This is a genomic window from Bythopirellula polymerisocia (assembly GCF_007860015.1).
Lineage (GTDB): Bacteria > Planctomycetota > Planctomycetia > Pirellulales > Lacipirellulaceae > Bythopirellula > Bythopirellula polymerisocia.
In genome coordinates this window covers 302,919-320,083 of sequence record NZ_SJPS01000006.1, presented here as the reverse complement: position 1 = coordinate 320,083, position 17,165 = coordinate 302,919, and the positions used below count along the sequence as shown (strand labels likewise).

14 protein-coding genes and 1 pseudogene are annotated in these 17,165 nt (G+C 54.3%); 10 read left to right on the top strand and 5 right to left on the bottom strand.

Translation table 11 applies throughout. The features are described 5' to 3' along the window. Window positions 1-39 precede the first annotated feature (39 nt). The gene (locus Pla144_RS18935; protein ID WP_146452269.1) at window positions 40-1,356 is read right to left on the bottom strand and encodes a polysaccharide biosynthesis/export family protein; all 1,317 of its coding nucleotides are present in this window, start codon (window positions 1,354-1,356) and stop codon (window positions 40-42) included. 418 nt (window positions 1,357-1,774) lie between these two features. On the opposite strand from Pla144_RS18935, the gene rpmE reads away from it, so the two are divergent. The 4 genes from rpmE to Pla144_RS18915 all read left to right on the top strand — a co-directional run bounded on the left by rpmE (window position 1,775) and on the right by Pla144_RS18915 (window position 4,892). After that, window positions 1,775-2,023 (top strand): 50S ribosomal protein L31, encoded by a 249-nt coding sequence (gene rpmE, locus Pla144_RS18930; RefSeq protein ID WP_146452332.1) that lies wholly within the window; start codon window positions 1,775-1,777, stop codon window positions 2,021-2,023. Between the two features lie 63 nt (window positions 2,024-2,086). Continuing rightward, complete coding sequence (gene prfA, locus Pla144_RS18925; protein ID WP_146452268.1) at window positions 2,087-3,160, top strand: peptide chain release factor 1; 1,074 nt, start codon at window positions 2,087-2,089, stop codon at window positions 3,158-3,160. A gap of 46 nt (window positions 3,161-3,206) precedes the next feature. After that, window positions 3,207-4,097, top strand: coding sequence for a peptide chain release factor N(5)-glutamine methyltransferase (gene prmC / locus Pla144_RS18920; protein WP_146452267.1), 891 nt, complete (start codon window positions 3,207-3,209; stop codon window positions 4,095-4,097). A 9-nt stretch (window positions 4,098-4,106) separates the two neighbouring features. Further along, complete coding sequence (locus Pla144_RS18915) at window positions 4,107-4,892, top strand: DUF4261 domain-containing protein (RefSeq protein ID WP_197530823.1); 786 nt, start codon at window positions 4,107-4,109, stop codon at window positions 4,890-4,892. Window positions 4,893-5,168: 276 nt separating this feature from the next. Here Pla144_RS18915 and ilvD read toward each other — a convergent pair whose 3' ends face one another. Then, window positions 5,169-6,860: a dihydroxy-acid dehydratase gene (ilvD, locus tag Pla144_RS18910; RefSeq protein ID WP_146452265.1), complete on the bottom strand. Its 1,692-nt coding sequence runs from the start codon at window positions 6,858-6,860 to the stop codon at window positions 5,169-5,171. Between the two features lie 247 nt (window positions 6,861-7,107). On the opposite strand from ilvD, the gene Pla144_RS18905 reads away from it, so the two are divergent. The 6 genes from Pla144_RS18905 to Pla144_RS18880 all read left to right on the top strand — a co-directional run bounded on the left by Pla144_RS18905 (window position 7,108) and on the right by Pla144_RS18880 (window position 11,515). Next, entirely contained in the window at window positions 7,108-7,689 is a 582-nt protein-coding gene (locus Pla144_RS18905; protein WP_146452264.1) for a sigma-70 family RNA polymerase sigma factor, read from the top strand. Window positions 7,690-7,697: 8 nt separating this feature from the next. Then, window positions 7,698-8,018: an anti-sigma factor family protein gene (locus Pla144_RS18900; protein ID WP_146452263.1), complete on the top strand. Its 321-nt coding sequence runs from the start codon at window positions 7,698-7,700 to the stop codon at window positions 8,016-8,018. Between the two features lie 253 nt (window positions 8,019-8,271). Continuing rightward, window positions 8,272-9,105 carry a spondin domain-containing protein gene (locus tag Pla144_RS18895; RefSeq protein ID WP_197530822.1) on the top strand — a complete coding sequence of 278 codons (834 nt, stop codon included), beginning with the start codon at window positions 8,272-8,274 and terminating at the stop codon, window positions 9,103-9,105. 289 nt (window positions 9,106-9,394) lie between these two features. Then, window positions 9,395-10,345, top strand: a complete 951-nt coding sequence (locus tag Pla144_RS18890; protein WP_146452262.1) for a class I SAM-dependent methyltransferase — start codon at window positions 9,395-9,397, stop codon at window positions 10,343-10,345. A gap of 189 nt (window positions 10,346-10,534) precedes the next feature. After that, complete coding sequence (locus Pla144_RS18885) at window positions 10,535-11,143, top strand: hypothetical protein (RefSeq protein WP_146452261.1); 609 nt, start codon at window positions 10,535-10,537, stop codon at window positions 11,141-11,143. A gap of 189 nt (window positions 11,144-11,332) precedes the next feature. Further along, the gene (locus tag Pla144_RS18880) at window positions 11,333-11,515 is read left to right on the top strand and encodes a hypothetical protein (protein WP_146452260.1); all 183 of its coding nucleotides are present in this window, start codon (window positions 11,333-11,335) and stop codon (window positions 11,513-11,515) included. Window positions 11,516-11,554: 39 nt separating this feature from the next. Here the strand turns inward: Pla144_RS18880 and Pla144_RS18875 are convergent. From Pla144_RS18875 to Pla144_RS18865, 3 genes and pseudogenes are all read right to left on the bottom strand, one after another. After that, a pseudogene (locus tag Pla144_RS18875) lies at window positions 11,555-12,811 on the bottom strand (protein kinase domain-containing protein). After that, the gene (locus tag Pla144_RS18870; RefSeq protein WP_146452259.1) at window positions 12,811-16,077 is read right to left on the bottom strand and encodes a response regulator; all 3,267 of its coding nucleotides are present in this window, start codon (window positions 16,075-16,077) and stop codon (window positions 12,811-12,813) included. Before Pla144_RS18870 ends, Pla144_RS18875 begins: the two are co-directional and overlap by 1 nt. Before the next feature lie 170 nt (window positions 16,078-16,247). After that, window positions 16,248-17,006, bottom strand: coding sequence for a hypothetical protein (locus Pla144_RS18865; protein ID WP_146452258.1), 759 nt, complete (start codon window positions 17,004-17,006; stop codon window positions 16,248-16,250). Window positions 17,007-17,165: the final 159 nt, after the last annotated feature.

The following is a 17,165-nucleotide window of genomic DNA, read 5'->3' as shown; positions in this document are numbered from 1 at the left end:
TCGTTGCGGGGCAAGTTAGGTAGGGAGGAAGTGCATTTCTCAGAAGAAGGAACTGCTGGAGAAGCCAATCGTAAAGCGAAGGAAGCTGCTAAATGCGTCATACACTGCCGTCGCAGGAGTTTGCTCAATGCTCACCATATCCCCTTCAGCCAACAGCAGGTTTTCTTTTCCATTCTGCTTTGCCTTCTGCATACTGGCCAAAATCACTACAGGCTCTGGCTCACCGGCAACGGGGCGGATTACGTACACTTTGTCGGCTACCGTGGAACTCGATCCACCTGCCAGGGCAATCGCGTCGAGCAGGCGTAGGTCTTCTGTCGGAGGCAACTCAAATTGCCCCGGCTGCTTCACGAGGCCACCGACGTGGATGCTCCGTTTCTTGCGTGGCTTGACCATCACTACGTCTCGGTCATCCAGGTGGAAATCATCGCGAGCGGAATTTGTGGGCAAGCTAGCCAGGTCGATCCGCTGGGCCACTTGTTCCGAAACAGGAACCACAGGAGATTTCGCTTGGGCCGATGGTGGCCCACTAGGGAAAAGATCTGAATAAGCTGCAAGTTTGACTTCAGCCTCTTCTTCACTTGTAGGAGGCTGAGCAGTAGAACCATCTGCGAATCGGGTATAGCTGTTTGTCCGGGCGACGTGCTGCCGAATGATCTCCACCTCCGTGCCTGCTGCATCCGTCAAGCCGCCTGCCATAGCCAATGCGCTCACGACGTCGCTAGAATTGCGGGGGACCTCATGCAGTCCCGGCTTCTCAACAGCACCGAGAACTGTAATATGGTTGACGGCCTTCTTCTTGATTTCAACAGTGATATTCGGCTGGAGAAAGATTCCCCGCTCAATGGCAGCCTTTGCAATCCGTTCGCTGGCAACTGCAGGATCTAGATTGGCCACTGCCACCGGACCAATCGGAGACACATCGACGAGGCCTTCCTTGGAAACGCGGGCTACTGCTGGCACGGACGCCTCGCCATTGCGACCACTCATGACCGTGACTTCCAACATGTCGTCGGTGCCGATGAGCGAGTTGTCGGATCCTGCACCCGTCAGCCGAGCCATGTTAACCGTCACATCGCCAGGGCTGTGCTTCGCCCGGTATTGATTCGGCAGCTTGGAAGCCCGATACTGCGCCGTCTGGCAACCCGCCAGCCAGCTCCCAATGAGCAGTACGATTGCACCCCATGCCCAGCGACGCGCAGCACTTTCGTCAATTAGCAACGGTCCTCTAGGCGGAAGTTGAGCAGGGAGCATCGAGTTGCTCTCGGGGGTCATGCGGATCAGTTTCTCGAACGAAGCACGAATAGTGGCGGTAGGAATATAGTTTCGTCTCTCCGAGTCGGACATTTTGGCCATGTCTCTAACCAAGCGGAGCGCGCGGGTAGCCACTACCTGGGGAGTCTTTTCACACCCCTACCAATGGGTGGAATACAGATTATGCCGCCCCTTCGCAAGATCGCTTGGCCTTTGCAGGTTACTCAACGAGCCTAAATAGAGAGGCTGCTAGCTAGGCTTATCTGCCTGATGCTGGTACGTTTGCAGTCAATTCCACTTTCACATCGATGTGTACCAGCTTCATCCCGTCTGTGCTCTCAGTAATCCTCTACGTCTGCATAAAACAGAGGGCAGGGACGGCATTTTCTTCACAAAATAGGCCTCCGGGTGGGCCCTTGATGGGCCAGACCGACGGTGGTATCTTATGGAATTCGTTCGGGCAACTCAAAGCACACAGTACCAAGCCGACGCTGGCTTATGTCAGCCGGGAGCAATCGCTATGCAAGCAGACATTCATCCTAAATATTACGAAACCAAGGTCACCTGTGGTTGTGGCAACTCGTTTGTCACGGGCAGTGTTCGCCAGGAGCTGAAGGTCGACATCTGCAGTGCTTGCCATCCCTTTTACACGGGCAAATTGAAGTTTGTCGACACGGCTGGCCGCATTGAGAAGTTCAAGAACAAATTCGCCGCGGCTGGCTATGCCAGCCTCACCAAGGGGAAGAAGGCCAAGGCCGACAAGAAGTAGCTGGGGTTTAGGATGCATTCGAGTCTTTCCTAACCTCTAGCCTCTTACCTCCAGCCCCTTTCCATGCGCGACCTCTTAGAAGAAAAGCTCGCTCGCTTCGTTCATCTTGAGCAGCAGATGTCCGAACCCGAGGTCATGGCAAGCTCCCATTTGATGGCGGCTGTGGCTCGTGAACATGGTTCGCTGGCACGCTTGGCGACCAAGTATCGCCGCTTTAAGGAACTGAACACCGAGATCGCAGAGACCCGGGAGATGATCGACGGACAAGACCCCGACATGCGGGAATTGGCCGAGCAAGAACTTCCCACACTCATCGAAGATCGCGAAAAACTCTGGAACGAACTCCTGGAATTGACACTAGGAGGAGCCGACGCAAACCGTACTCGATGCGTGATGGAAATCCGTGCCGGAACGGGAGGCGACGAGGCAGCCCTCTTTGCCCGCGATCTCTACGAAATGTACAAGCACCACTCCGAGGCGAAGCGGTGGAAGGTTGAGGTACTCGATCATAGCCCCACTGAACTAGGTGGATTCAAGGACATTACCTTGGCGCTCGAAGGGGAGGGGATCTATCGCGAGTTACAGTACGAAAGCGGTGGACATCGTGTGCAACGCGTCCCCCAGACGGAAACGCAGGGGCGCATTCATACCTCCGCGGCGACTGTGGCTGTGATGCCTGAGCCTGAAGACGTAGAAATCACCATCACGCCTGAAGACTATCGGCTCGATAAGTTCTGCGCGAGTGGCCCTGGTGGCCAGCATGTGAACAAGACCGAGTCGGCCGTCCGTCTCACCCACCATGAGACGGGGATCGTAGTCCAGTGTCAGGATGAGAAAAGCCAACACAAGAATTTGGCCAAGGCGCTGCGAGTGCTCAAGACGCGGGTCTACGAAGCCAAGCGGGAAGAAGAAGATAAAAAACGGGCCGATGAAAGGAAGACCTTGGTTGGCTCAGGGGACCGCAGCCAGCGGATCCGCACCTATAACTATCCTGACAATCGCATCACCGACCACCGCATCGGGCTCACACTCTATAAACTGGATCAAGTTCTTGCTGGAAACATGCAACCGGTGACTGATGCACTGATCGATTACGATCGCCAGCAACTCCGCGATGCGTTTGGTGCGGATGAATAGTCCCACGAGAAGTTTGCAAACTCATTTCTGAGGAGATTCCAAGCAATTGGCCGACGAGCAAACCACTGCAGAGCCGTGGACCATCGGGCGACTCTTGACCTGGACGACCGATTTCCTGCGCGGCAAGGGTGCCGACAGCCCTCGGCTAGATGCGGAGGTGCTCTTGGCCCATGCCCGGGGCTGCCAGCGGATCGAGCTCTACACGGCTTTTGCGGAGGAACCTGCTGAGGCCGTTCGCACGGCATTTCGGGAGTTAGTGAGCCGCCGTGCCATGGGAACGCCAGTGGCGTATCTGGTCGGGCAAAGGGAATTTTTTTCGCTCAGTTTTGAGGTGACTCCCGACGTATTGATTCCCCGACCCGAGACCGAGCAACTGGTAGTTCGCGCACTCGACTTGGCAAAAGAAATGAAATCGGCCGAGCCACTAAAGATTGCGGACGTAGGTACGGGGAGCGGCGCCATTGCTGTGTGCATCGCAAAGCATTTTGAGAATTGTAGTGTGACCGCAATCGATATCAGTCCCGCGGCACTAGATGTGGCTCGTCGCAACGCTGAGAAGCACGGCGTTGCCGAGCGTATCAAATTCGTCGCAGGTGACTTATTCTCCACATTATCATCGACCGAAAAGTACTCCCTCGTGTTGAGCAATCCTCCCTATGTCTCTTCGGAAGAAATGGCTGATTTGGCTCCGGATGTCCGCGACTACGAGCCTCATCTGGCACTCGACGGTGGAGAGCATGGCACAGAAGTGATCGAGCGATTGATTGCTCAGTCGCCGGGATACCTGTTGTCGGGCGCATGGCTCCTCTTAGAAGTAGGGGCTACCAATGCTGAGCGCGTGGAGGCGTTAATCTCGCAAGACTCTGAACTGGAGCTTCAAGAAACCTTGAAAGACATTGCCGGCCTGCCGCGGGTCGTGCAGGCGAAAAGAAAGTAGGTGACCGCCGTGGAACAGGCCCTGAAAGATCCCCTTCGCTGGCTGGCACTGGTGATGCTCCGCGAGCCGGAATTACCCGAGTTCGACCAAGTCGCCCGCTTCATCGGCGAGAACTTTGCAAATGCCCCGACGATGGAGGTAGCTGGTTCAACCGAGAATCTATTTACTTGCACCATCGGCGAATACACCGCCGCAGTAACACTGGTCCCTCGACCCGTGCCACCGTCACAGCTGGAAGGCCCTTGTGCGACGGCCTGGTACTGGCCCACGGCATCCGAGGCCCTTCGCGATCACCAAGCTCATCTACTGGTAGCCTTGGTTGACGAAGGAAGCAAGTCGATTGACAAGAGCATTGCTCTCACTCAATTAGTTAGCGGACTCGTTGGATCGGCGGCATCCGAAGGGGTATTCTGGGGACCAGGCCGATTGGTACATCCTCCCCAGGCATTTCTCGAACAGGCCACGCAGCTCACGCCACAGGATCTGCCACTATTCCTCTGGATCGACTTTCGTATTGAGCGAGAGAACGATGGTAATAGCCGGCTCTACACAACAGGGCTAGAAGCACTCGGCAAGACCGAGTTAGAGGTGGCCCATTTCGCGGGCGAGCCGCAGGTGTTGTTGGAATATGCGTACAACTTGGCCCACTACCAACTCTGCAAACAGAAACAGATCAACGAAGGAGACACCATCGGCCTGACCGAAGAAGTCCAGGCGGTGGTTCATCTGGGTAAGTCGATGTTTGATCCGCAGTTAGAAGTGATTCAGTTGGAGTTCCAGTCGGCGGCGGGGTAAGGCAATCTGTCACGCGAGCCAGAAGCGTCAGCGCCTGGAGATACCGCCACAGACTCCAGACGCTAATGCTTCTGGCTCTCCTGGAATAGATTCTTGACGAGGCTTTTTACGCCTGTTTGCCCCTCCGACTACCAGCAAATCCTGCTCGAATCACTCAAGCTCCGCTTGCCAGTGCGAATAACCTGAAATCGAATTTAGTGAGAACCAAGTGCGCAGAACGCGAGTAAGGCCCGCTTCTTAGCCCCTTGGTGGGGAAGTTGGGCTACGATCATGGATTTATTCATCAGTCACGCATCCTACGCTCGCGCTTTTTACGTTTTTGATGTACTTGTAGAGTGTGCCGCGCTCGGCCTTGTAGGCTGGAGCCTGCCAGGCGGCACGGCGGCGCGTCCATTCTTCCTCCGTAAGGTCTACGTCGATGGTGTTGCGCTCGGCGTCGATGATGATCTTGTCGCCGCTTTGCACGAGAGCGATGGGACCACCGACTTGGGCCTCGGGGGTGACGTGGCCGACGATGAAGCCGTGCGAGCCGCCGCTGAAACGGCCGTCAGTCATTAGGGCGACGTCGCTTCCCAGGCCGGCACCCATGATTGCGCTGGTGGGGGTGAGCATCTCGGGCATTCCGGGGCCTCCTTGGGGACCTTCGTAGCGAATGATGACCACATCTCCTTTTTCGATCTGCTTTTGCTCTAAAGCGGCAAGCATATCTTCCTCGGAGTCGAACACCTTGGCGGGGCCGGTGAATTGCAGACCCTCCTTGCCGGTGATTTTGGCCACAGCACCGTCGGGGCAGAAATTGCCCCGCATGATACGGATATGGCCAGTTGCTTTGATGGGGTCAGAGAGGGGCCGCACGACCTCTTGCCCCTTTTTCAAGCCAGGCAGGTCGGCGAGATTCTCGGCAATTGTTTTGCCAGTGACTGTCATACACGTGCCGTCGATCAGGCCTTCGGCCAGCATCAATTTCATTACCGCAGGAGTCCCACCGACGGCGTGCAGTTCTTCCTGGACGAAGCGGCCACTCGGTTTCAGATCAGCCAAGAGGGGAATACGATCGCTCACCGACTGGAAATCATTAATGGTGAGATCTACTCCCACGCTGCGGGCCATCGCCAACAGATGTAGCACGGCATTTGTCGAGCCGCCAACTACCATCGTGATCACCATGGCGTTCTCGAAGGCCGCACGAGTCATGATGTCGCTGGGCTTAATGTCTCGTTCCAGACAAATGCGAATCGCCTCGCCGGCACGCATACACTCATCGAGCTTGTCGGGGTCCTCGGCGGGAATCGAGGAGCTATAGGGGAGGGACATACCCAATGCTTCGATAGCCGATGCCATCGTGTTTGCCGTATACATGCCGCCACAGGCACCAGCGCCAGGGCAACTGGTTCGCACGATCTGTTTGCGCTCGTCTTCGGTTATCGTGCCGGCGAGGAATTCGCCATAACATTGAAATGCGCTGACAATATCACGTTTTTGGTCGTCGCCGTCAAAGTGGGTGAAGCCTGGCTTGATGGTGCCGCCGTAGACCATGATGCTTGGCCGATTAAGGCGACCCATGGCCATGATGCAGCCGGGCATGTTTTTGTCGCAGCCGGGCAGGGCAATGCAGGCGTCGTACCATTGGGCACACATCACCGTCTCGATCGAGTCGGCAATGAGGTCCCGCGACTGGAGCGAGAAGCTCATACCGGAAGTTCCCATCGAGATCCCGTCTGAGACACCTATGGTGTTGAATCGCATTCCGACGAGTCCCGCCGCTTGAACTCCCTCCTTAACCTTTGCAGCCAGATCCGCTAGGTGCATGTTGCAGGTGTTTCCCTCGTACCACATGCTGGCAATGCCGACCTGTGGCTTTTGCATGTCGTCATCGGTCATGCCGGTGCCGTAGAGCATGGCCTGTGAGGCACCTTGCGATTTGGGCTGGGTGATGTGGCGGCTATACTTATTGAGAGGTGTAGACAAGGTACTTTCCCTTTACTTCGCAATGGCAGAAATCTAGATAGCAAGCGGCTCATTGTAGCCTGAAATGAGCCAGAAATCAGGGGCTAGACGGATTGAAAACTTGCCTGGCGCACACCTTCAAGCCATCGGGGTTCGGACGTAAACTTCAAGGAATTTGCACTTATTTTCGTGATCATGTGTAAGATTTCTGCATATCCCACGACCAATTCCCGGAGCAAGTTGTGTAGAGACGCAAGAAACGAGGCAGATGGTGGCAGTTGAACATGCAAAACCCTGTTTTACCGAAGTGGACCCAACCGAATGGGTTGACCTCTATGGCGACATGCTGATGAGCTATGCCATGGCCCGACTCCGGAGACAAGACCTGGCCGAAGACATGGTGCAAGAAACCTTCTTAGCTGCTTGGAAGCGACGCAATGAATTCGAAGAACGGAGCAAGTTTTCGACTTGGTTAATCGCTATTCTTCGAAATAAAATCGCTGATCACTTCCGTGCATCGGGTCGCGAGGCGCAAATCAGTGAAGAATCGGAAATGATTCCGAAAGACTTGTTTACCAAGTCCGGGAAGTGGTCGCGGCTGTTGACACCTTGGAACGCTGCGCCCGATCAGATAGCTCTCAACCGCGAGTTTTGGTCGGTATTTGCTTCCTGCCTGGCGCAGATGCCAGCTCACCTGAGCCATGTTTATCGCCTCCGTGAATTGAAGTCGGCTGCGGTCCAAGAGATCAGCGAGCAAGTTGAGATTAGTGTAGCCAATGTTTCGGTTCGACTCCATCGCGCACGACTTTCGCTAAGACAATGTCTCGAAGAAAAGTGGTTTCAGGAATGATACTTGGCATGGATCAAAAAAGTAAACGGCAGAGTGGTATTGGCAAGACACTCGCTACTCTGAATATGAATTGCCGCGAAGCGAGCATTTTGCTGGCTAATGCTGGGGAGCTAAAGTTGACTCGCCCAGAGCGCTGGGGCTTGTGGATTCACTTACTCATCTGCGGTACATGCCGACAATTTCGCGCACAAATTCGATTTCTAAGTCAACTCATGGCTGCCGCCCCCAAAGAGTTCATGGAAATCGGTTTTGCCCAATGCACTCGCCTCTCGACTCAGCGCGTTACTCAAATCAAGGATCTGCTTCGTCAAGCTACTGAAGAAGAGTAATTCTTCACACTTTCTTTGGCGCCGTTGTAATATCTCCATCGCAACTGCGACTAATCCTCCAAATACCATAAGCTCGCTGGCTAGGAACTTAGGAACAGAGAGGAGGGTTTTCACACAGCGCTAGTGTGTTTTTGGCGACCTCAATGCGATTCCACGTCAAAAGGGATCGTGCTTTGGCAAATAGCCAAATCAATTCTTGCCAGCTTTCTTGCTGGCACAACCTTACTTTGTTTTTAAATTGGAGGAGATACTGATGATCTTTAGAACTATGAGAATCTATTCGTGGGCGTTTTCGCATGTTGGGGTTCTTTTCGCCATGCTGTTCGCTATCGTTAATTTTGCGTCAGCTGAAATTGTGCAACTAAGAGTAACTGCCGAGAATTTGTCACCGACAAATAGCGTGAGTGTTGCACCGCTGCGCGTCGGATTCAACAACGGTACTTTTGACGCTTTTGACGAAGGTGCCGCTCCATTTCTATTGGGCTTTTCTGCCATCGCCGACGCACCGATAGTCACGATTGCTGAGGGTGGATCAGGTTCGAATTGGTTCCCGGCATTCACCGCTGCTGACCCGACCGCGACGCTGGGCACCGTGGCTCCTGGTGGCCCGTTTGTCCCCGGTGCGATCGCTTCGGAGATATTTACAATTGACACCGACTTGAACCCGTTTTTCACATTCGGTGCGATGGTTGTGCCAAGCAACGACTTTTTCATCGGAAACGATTCTCCCAGCGAATTTCGTTTATTTGACAATGACGGCAACCTATTGATCAACACGATCAACCAAACTGCGAGTCAGATCTGGGATGCAGGTTCGGAACAAGAGATTGCCGAAAACGCAGCTTTCCTTGAGATTGGAACGAACTCCCAGCGTGTATCGCAAGATGGTACCGTCGAGTTTGATTTTGCTACGTTGGGAACGGTTTTCAACGGTCTCACTACTGGCGCTGGTTACGTATTCGATAGCCAACTAACCGCAAGCACACCGATTTTTCGAATCTCGTTCGAAACGATACCTGAACCTGCTAGCTTGGCGTTGGCCACGAGTGGTGTTCTTGGATTGCTGCTCCGGCGGAGAACACGCTAGTCGATTCAGCTCTCAAAGGATTTCCCGAGAAGCAAGAGGGATCATCCCCCAGGGTGGTGGTCCCTCTTCGCTTTGTTGGCGATCCGCCTTGAGTTTCTGCTTGCAATGTCTGGGCCACATCACTTTCCCCGTTTCTTGGGGGCTGCCTTTGTGCAGCCCCCTTTACTGGGCTTGTCTAGCAGCAAACATTCGCTGCAAACATCATAACCGCAACCTGGTGCCAAGCGATTCAAAACGTTGCAGTGAGCTACACTTGTATTGCCTACCACAGCCTTGCAGGTCTACCACCATGTTCACTGCCGAACAAATTCTCCCCCAATCGCCCGAACAATCTCCATCGAAAGTCATGTTGGCTGACGGAAGTTGGGTGTCGCTCGCTGGGTTGAGCACGTCTCAATTGCAGGATTTGCAATGGGTGCAAGAACAGCAATTTGCTCGCGCGATGCAGTCTCTTCCGCCGGGTAGTCGAGACCGCTCCCTCGTCATCGGCCAGGCCTACGATACAGTCTGTACGATCCTTGCGGCACAACAGTCGGGTGACGAGCCGTTTGTGATGGGATTTGATCAGCGTTACGGACGCCTGGTGCTCGATCTCTTGTATCGGCAAGTAGATCGGGGCATCGGGCGTCCTCGTTTGTTTGAAATCGGATACGGTAGCGGGGCACTACTCAAGACCGTCAGCGAATATGGCTTTCCCGTGGGGGGAGTGGAAATCTCTGCCGCGATGCGGGAGCAGGCGCTGGCTATGCTGGGATCAATTCATGCCGACGAGGTGCTGCTTGGCGACCTGCGTTCGGTCGACCCTGCATCGTTTGAGGATAAGCCGAGCCTCGTATATTGGAACGACGTGTTTGAACACGTTTGTCCCGATGAAATCTCCGCCTACTTGAAGCACATCCATGATCTGCTGCTTCCGGGAGGATCTCTGGTGACCATTACTCCCAACTGGTTGCTGCGTCCTTCGGATGTCACGCGGATCTTTTGCCCTCTGCGGACCGAAGCTCGAGGACTGCATCTCAAGGAGTACCGGCTGGCAGAGGTCACTCGATTGCTTCAGGGGGCCGGTTTCAAGAAAATAGCGACGCCGTTGGTGGTCAGTCGCCAGCGAGTTTATCTGGCCGGCAGCGGATTGCGGCGAATCAAGCAAATCTGCGAACCGTTGATTGACCGGCTGCCGATCAAGACGGCCCACCTTCTGTGCCGTGGGCTTGGGCTTTCTTACACGATTGCTACGAAATAACTGCGGCACATCCTCGAGATCTTCGAAAACAGGGGGAAATCTGCCCGCTGCCCCTGCCAGATCGGTGGGCAGTGTTCTAGACTAGGAGTTTGCACGTAGTCAACAATTGAGTGTTCATAGTTGAGTGCCAAAGGTCGTTTTTCTCACATGTACGGGGTCAAGACGACCCGGCTCGCCTAGCAATTTCCAATGACACGCATTTTCCCCACGCTTGCTTCGTTGTCGCTAGGTTTATATCTGGCTTCGATCATCGTTGGCCTGACAATCGGCGATCTCTACAACCAGCCCGATCAGGCCACACTTGGCTGGCGGGGAGTTCATATGCTTACCGGGACCGCTACAGCGCTCGCCGTGGTGTTTGTGTTGAGTATCGCTGTGACTTACTTTGTCGGCACAAGCCGTTGGTGTAAGGAGGTAACCGAAACCTATAAGCTCGAGCCAGGGCCTCTTCGGCGGAGCGCGCAGCTCAAGCGGCAAACTTTCCCCTGGTGCGTACTGGGAATGCTATCTGTTGTGGTGGTGGGGGCATTGGGAGCTGCCTCTGATCCCGGGACGGGTCGACAAAATACGGCTGACATGGCCGATGTGCATCTTGGCGGGGCTTTGGCGGGGATGGCGATTGTCTGCTGGGTCTACTATCGTGTCTGGCTCAACATCTCTGCCAATCAGGGAGTCATACAAGAGATCGTCACACGAGTGGGCCAGATTCGCCGTGAACGGGGCCTCGACGAGCCTGTGGCACCCGTTGTTGCAGGTGAAAGTGCCCCAGGTCGGGAGGAAACGACTGCATTTTCTTGATCAGTTCCGCCCTCATGAAAGCCGCATAGCCGTTTCAATTAGTCCTCAGAATCTGACGAAAGTGGCGGTTTTTTTGCGTTTTGGGCAAGGACGCCATGACAAGCCGTGACCGGGAATTATACTAGAAGGTTCCGATTGGACCGATCCACTCCAACCATTTTTATTCCCCCTAAGAAGGCTTGAAAGCATATGGCCAAAGGTATGACGATCGCCGGCATGGTCGTCGCGGCCCTAGTCTTTCTCCTGTTCACGATCGATTTCGTGGCTGGGATACCCTTCGGTGCGGAAGGTAAGACTATGCACATCGGCGCACTACTGGCGTCGGCCATTCTGGGATATATCAGTTTCTCGACGTTTCGAGAGCAGAAGTAACAGGCGGTTGCGGAGCTGCTTCAGTCAAAGAATTACAATTCATTCAGCGTGTTCGCGCTTTTCCATTACGCGTTGCTTGAGGAACTTCCGTAAGTCTTTGGCAAGAGCCCCCGCGGTTTGATAGCGTAACACAGGTTGGTCAGCCAGCGCTTTCATGATGATTTCTTCGAGTTGCTTGTCAAAATTGGGCTTCACTTCACTCGGCGGGCGTGCTTGTCCCGTGGCGATCTGGCGGATGGTATCCCAACGATCCTGGTGGTTGACCTTATGCGGATGTCTACGGACAAGCATGACATACAAGATGATGCCGACGGCATAGATATCGGCCCGGCCATCGAGCTTGTCGTTTTCGCCACGGGCTTGCTCGGGAGACATGAACATTGGTGTGCCGATCACGCTGCCATCCATCGATTGTATTGCGGAGTCCTCAACATTGGCCATGAACATTGATCTCGCGAGTCCAAAATCGACGAGCTTTGGCTCATCATACTCGGTCATCATAATATTCGAGGGTTTCAAGTCGCGATGGATTACCCCTTGTTTATGGGCGTGATCGAGGGCATCTCATACCTTTGCGATCATGAAGATCAAGACGGCCCCTTTCGGTTTCTTATCTTGAACATATTTCTCCAGCGTGCCTCCTTTCATAAGTTCCATCGCGTAATAGCCGAGCTTCTTGTTAATTTGGCTGTCGTAGATCTTGGCAATGTTCGGGTGGTCGAGTTTTTCCATCAATTCGATCTCTCTGGCAAAACGCCCGAATACATCATCGGTAGCCAAGTCGACCCGGATGACCTTCAACGCCACCGTTTCCCCAGTGTCTATGCGCACCGCCTCCCAGACAGTGGCAAAGACTCCTTTTCCTAGCAATTGTTTGACGTCGTATCCCTCAATGCGGGGTACGGTCCATTCCTTGGGGGGGACAAGCTTCACGATTCGTTCGGCGGCTGCCATGCGACTTCGCAAGACACTGGGATCGATCGGCTTCGTGAGATAGTCGTCCGCCCCGGCGTCGAGTCCTGCGACCATGTCCTCTTGGGCATCACGGCTGGTGAGCATTACGACGTAGGTAAACGGATGATTTGGATTACGCTTCACTTGGCGGCAGACATCGATCCCGTCCATGCCAGGCATCTGCCAATCGAGTATCACCAGTCGCGGGGCGTCTTCCTGCTGGAGAATGTCCCACGCCTGGGTGCCGTCTTCGGCCATCACCGGCTCATGACCCCAAGACTCGACATTTTGCTTGAGCATGCCACGCCAGAGTGGGTTGTCTTCGGCAATGAGTACTTTCATCAGTGGAGCTCCTGTTTGAGTCCGGCGACTAGTTCTCCCGCTCGTTGTTGTAATTCATTCCAAGCCTGATCATAGTCCGTCAAGTCACCAGCGCGACTCATTTCTTCGATACGTTTGGCTGCCTCGGAGGCATTATCCGCGGCAAATATGCTCACCGAGCCTTTGAAAGTGTGTGCTGCACGGGTGAGTGCAACCTGTTCGCCTGAGGCGCGAGCCTGCTCGATCTCGGTCAACTGTTTGGGGCATTCCGCTAGGAAAAGTTCTACCATCTCTCTCAGAAAAGCATCACTCCCCCCCACATTCGCCAGGGCCGCATCACGATCGTAGGGAGGGGAGAGAGTCTCTAAACTAACGACAAGTGGCTCATCTTTCTCGTTTAACTTGGCTACTACCCCATCGATGGCGTCTTTATTTTCAGGGCACAATTTTTCTATTGCCGCGAAGAGTTCCATTGGTCGAAAAGGTTTGGAAACGTAATTGTCCATCCCCGCTTCAAGACAACTTTCGCGGTCACCCTTCATCGCGTGGGCAGTGATTGCAATGATCGGAATGTGGCCACCATTCTGTTCTTCCTGCTTGCGAATTGCCGCGGTTGCTTCAAAGCCATCCATTTCTGGCATCTGTACGTCCATCAAAATGATATCGAATTCAGCAGCACCCCAGGCCTCTACCGCTTCTTTGCCATTCACGACTGCGGTTACGTGGTGTCCACGTTTTTCGAGCAATCCAACTGCCACCTTTCGATTCACTAAACCGTCGTCGGCCAATAAGATGCGGCGAGGAATAAAACTCTTGGGACGATTTGCAGAAAGCGTGTCATGCGGCTCGCTATCGGCGCGGGCAGTACCGAGCGCGGAGGCGATGCCGTTGAGCAGGTTGGACTGGGTAATGGGTTTATTGAGGCAGCGAGCGACATTGAGTGTCTTGGCCTTGGAGGAATCTTCGGGACGTTGGGCCGACGAGAGCATTAAGATGGTCAGTCGATTCTGTTCCGCTTGTTGGCGAATGCGACGTACCAACTCGAAGCCATCCATTTGGGGCATCATCACGTCGAGCAAAGCAAGTCTATAGGGCTGACCCTCAAGGCGAGCACGATTGAGTTCTTCGAGGGCTAGCTCGCCACTTTCGACGGTAGTCGGTTTCATCCCCCAATTGGCAAGCATTTCTTGACAAATAATGCGATTGGTGCGATTGTCATCGACCACCAAGACGGGCAGGTTGTAAAGCGTTTCTAGCCCAGCAGGATTCTCTTCGACCGATTTCTCCCTACGGGCGAATTCAGCGGTGAACTGGAAGGTGCTTCCCTTGCCCACTTCACTCTCGACCCAGATGCGACCCCCCATCAATTGCACTAACTGCGCTGAGATGGCCAACCCTAATCCCGTGCCACCATATTGACGGGTAGTTGTGGCATCGGCCTGGGTGAATGCATCAAAAATCTTGACGCGCTGCTCTGGAGGGATGCCGATGCCGGTGTCCCGCACGGCGAAAGTCAACGTTGCCTGTTCATCAGTCACTTCCTTGCAGGTTACCGTCACGACAACCTCGCCCTTTTCCGTGAACTTGAGAGCGTTACCAATTAGATTGACAATCACTTGCCGTAGCCGTCCTGGATCACCAGCAAGATTGTCTGGAACTTCAGGAACGATTCGTGCAGCCAGTTCGATCCCCTTGGTTGCCGCTCGGGCCGCGAGAGAGTGGACCGTCGCTCCCAATGTGTCGCGCAAACCGAAGGGAAGCGATTCCAGTTGCAGCTTTCCCGCCTCGATCTTCGAGAAGTCGAGAATGTCATTCAGCAGCATCAGTAGTGCGTCAGCCGAGCTTTGGACCATTTCTTGGTATTCCCGCTGCTCAGGAGTGAGTTTCGTATTGAGCAGGAGTTCTGTCATCCCGATGATGCCATTCATGGGCGTACGGATTTCGTGGCTCATGTTTGCCAGGAATTCGCTTTTTGATCGATTGGCCGCCTCGGCATCTTTTTGAGACGCTAGCAATTCGGCCTCTCTTAGCTTGCGATCAGTGATGTCATGTAAGAATCCCATGAAAAGGAATCTATCGCCCTCTGGGATCGCAGTAATCGTCACCTCCACCGGGAACTGTTCTCCACTGCGCCGCAGGGCCGGGAGTTCGATCCGTTGATTCAGCACGGGACCTTCTTGCGTGGCCAAAAAGTGTTCCAAACCCTGAGTATGCTTGGTTCGGAACTCTTCTGGGACGAGAATGTCTGCGACCAGCTGGCCCATTACTTCCTCGCGTGACCAGCCAAACTCTTTCTCGGCTTGGGGGTTCCAATCGACGATCTGGCCAGCAGCGTCCATAGCCACAAAGGCATCATGGGCGGTGTCAACGATCCGCCGGGTCCGCTCGACGTTTTGCGTGATTTGTTGTTCAGCCTGGATCCGCTTTGCTTCGGTGTGATTGAGGGAAGCAGAATTCCACCAGATCAGAAAGCTAAAAATGATAATATTCGTGAGGACGAATAACGATAGACCCATCACTTGATCGAAGTACCCTCGTTGCTGGGCGTACCATCTAACCCAACCGATGGTTGCAGGGATGAGAACCGCTGCCGGCAGGAGCCGCCGCGCCATTACGCCGCCGGCTCCTGGACTGCTGACAATTGCCATGAGCCCTTCGGAAGGTCGCGCGCAGTGGATTCCCGTACTCAAGATCGCGAAGCCCACAGCCGTATTAAGTGCCATGGGTATAAACGACTCGACGCCAATCAGGCTAACTGCACTGTAGGAGTAGCCGACTATGGCCAATAGCGCAATCAGGGCTGCTGCGAGAGCAAGGTATTCAGACGGTCGAACATTTTGGTGAATCTTTACGTCGAGCAATACCAGAGCCAGACCGCATAACAGAAAACAGGCCGCTGTGTTGGGGGCCATTCGGTTGGGTGTGTCATAGGCTTCGAGGCCTTGAGAAAAGAGCCAACGGTCGGGCCCATCGTCCCAATCAAGCCAGTACCCCCCAAACCGCATAACGGCGAGAAATACAACTCCGACGGCGAGTACCTGGCCCACGCGGCGTTGTCGAGTGCTGCTTTCATTGAGCAGCCATAGTGATGCCCCACCAAGTAGAAACGCGATTGCCGTCCCTCCCGGATTCATCGCCACCAACCCGGGGAAAACCGTTTTAAGGATCTCAATGTCCAGAGCCCAGCCCACGAGCACAGTACAGCCAAGGGCAATGACCGCAATACTTGCCACCTTCGCTAGGAAGTGAAAGCGTCCGACCAGCCGCGCATCGTGAAGAGTATCCACGGAGCCACCTCGCAAGATAAGAAATCGCTGACGAGGTGGCGATTATAGCACGAAATGGTGAGGAGGAGATACGTGCAATTGGCATTTATCGTGCCACGAACTCGACAACTGTTCACGAAGGCGGCCAATAAAGTTGGTTCGGCTTCTCCGCAGCGTGCCACTAAGCAATCCTACGCCGCGCGAAGAATCGACTGCTGAGGACGTGACACACGGCCGGCACTCAACTCGACTACGATCTCACCTACAGTGACCACATTCACCTGCTGTCGACTTGCGCAGAGCGAGATCGACTGTAAGAGCTTGTCGAGCTGTTGCAGGCTCCGCGCACTTGTGTGTGCCACCGCAGAGGCATCAATTGATACTAAGAGAGGTTGGTCCAAAGCTGAGAGTTTTGTCACCTGTCGCAACACGCTCTGATTGCCAGCTACGAACCTGGCTAACCAGGAGCGTCTGGGGATCATGGCACCGAAATTCATTTGCCAGAGCCCGCAGGGCAGGGGAGAGTGGCTGCTCGAAAGAGACTGCTGCTCAGAGCTTGAAAGCACGGCACGGATTCCTTGCTCTGCAAGGATAGCCGCATGGGATCGGAGAGTAGTTGGGTCACCAGCTACCAAGTGTATCTCTGCGCCACTACAGGCTCGCATCGCAGCGAGCCGTTTTCGCAGAGTGTCTCTGAACAGGCCGGAGGAAGACTGAGCTGTACTGTTTTCGTGGCCGAACGTAAGTGCTAGATTGTCCGTCGATTGCAGAATTCCTTTATGTTGAATCGACTCCAGGCTGCAACAGCCTGCGACGCTCCATGTGCAGGGGATCCGATGTCCGCGGAACAGGTGCACGACATGCTGGATTCGGGCAACGTCGGTAGCAGTTCCTTGAGTTTGCAACTGGATGACAAAGGCAACGCGAGGGGCGGTGTGAGCTAGCTTCATCTGGTGAGTTTCCGAAGTGCAAGGGACGAACGACAGCCTCTAACCATTAGAATTCGGGTGAAGTCGCTATCGGACTCGATGAAAAGCTAGTTTCCAAGGATTGCTGAAGTCTGGCAAGAAAGTCGGGCAATAGGGATAAAACTGGAGGATGGTGAGAAG

Excerpts from the sequence above, each read along its gene's own strand:
- prfA (WP_146452268.1), top strand. The coding sequence starts at position 2,087 with ATGCGCGACCTCTTAGAAGAAAAGCTCGCTCGCTTCGTTCATCTTGAG.
- Pla144_RS18865 (WP_146452258.1), bottom strand. The coding sequence starts at position 17,006 with ATGAAGCTAGCTCACACCGCCCCTCGCGTTGCCTTTGTCATCCAGTTG.
- Pla144_RS18895 (WP_197530822.1), top strand. The coding sequence starts at position 8,272 with ATGATCTTTAGAACTATGAGAATCTATTCGTGGGCGTTTTCGCATGTT.
- Pla144_RS18885 (WP_146452261.1), top strand. The coding sequence starts at position 10,535 with ATGACACGCATTTTCCCCACGCTTGCTTCGTTGTCGCTAGGTTTATAT.
- Pla144_RS18900 (WP_146452263.1), top strand. The coding sequence starts at position 7,698 with ATGGATCAAAAAAGTAAACGGCAGAGTGGTATTGGCAAGACACTCGCT.
- Pla144_RS18880 (WP_146452260.1), top strand. The coding sequence starts at position 11,333 with ATGGCCAAAGGTATGACGATCGCCGGCATGGTCGTCGCGGCCCTAGTC.
- Pla144_RS18905 (WP_146452264.1), top strand. The coding sequence starts at position 7,108 with ATGGTGGCAGTTGAACATGCAAAACCCTGTTTTACCGAAGTGGACCCA.
- rpmE (WP_146452332.1), top strand. The coding sequence starts at position 1,775 with ATGCAAGCAGACATTCATCCTAAATATTACGAAACCAAGGTCACCTGT.
- Pla144_RS18935 (WP_146452269.1), bottom strand. The coding sequence starts at position 1,356 with ATGGCCAAAATGTCCGACTCGGAGAGACGAAACTATATTCCTACCGCC.
- Pla144_RS18890 (WP_146452262.1), top strand. The coding sequence starts at position 9,395 with ATGTTCACTGCCGAACAAATTCTCCCCCAATCGCCCGAACAATCTCCA.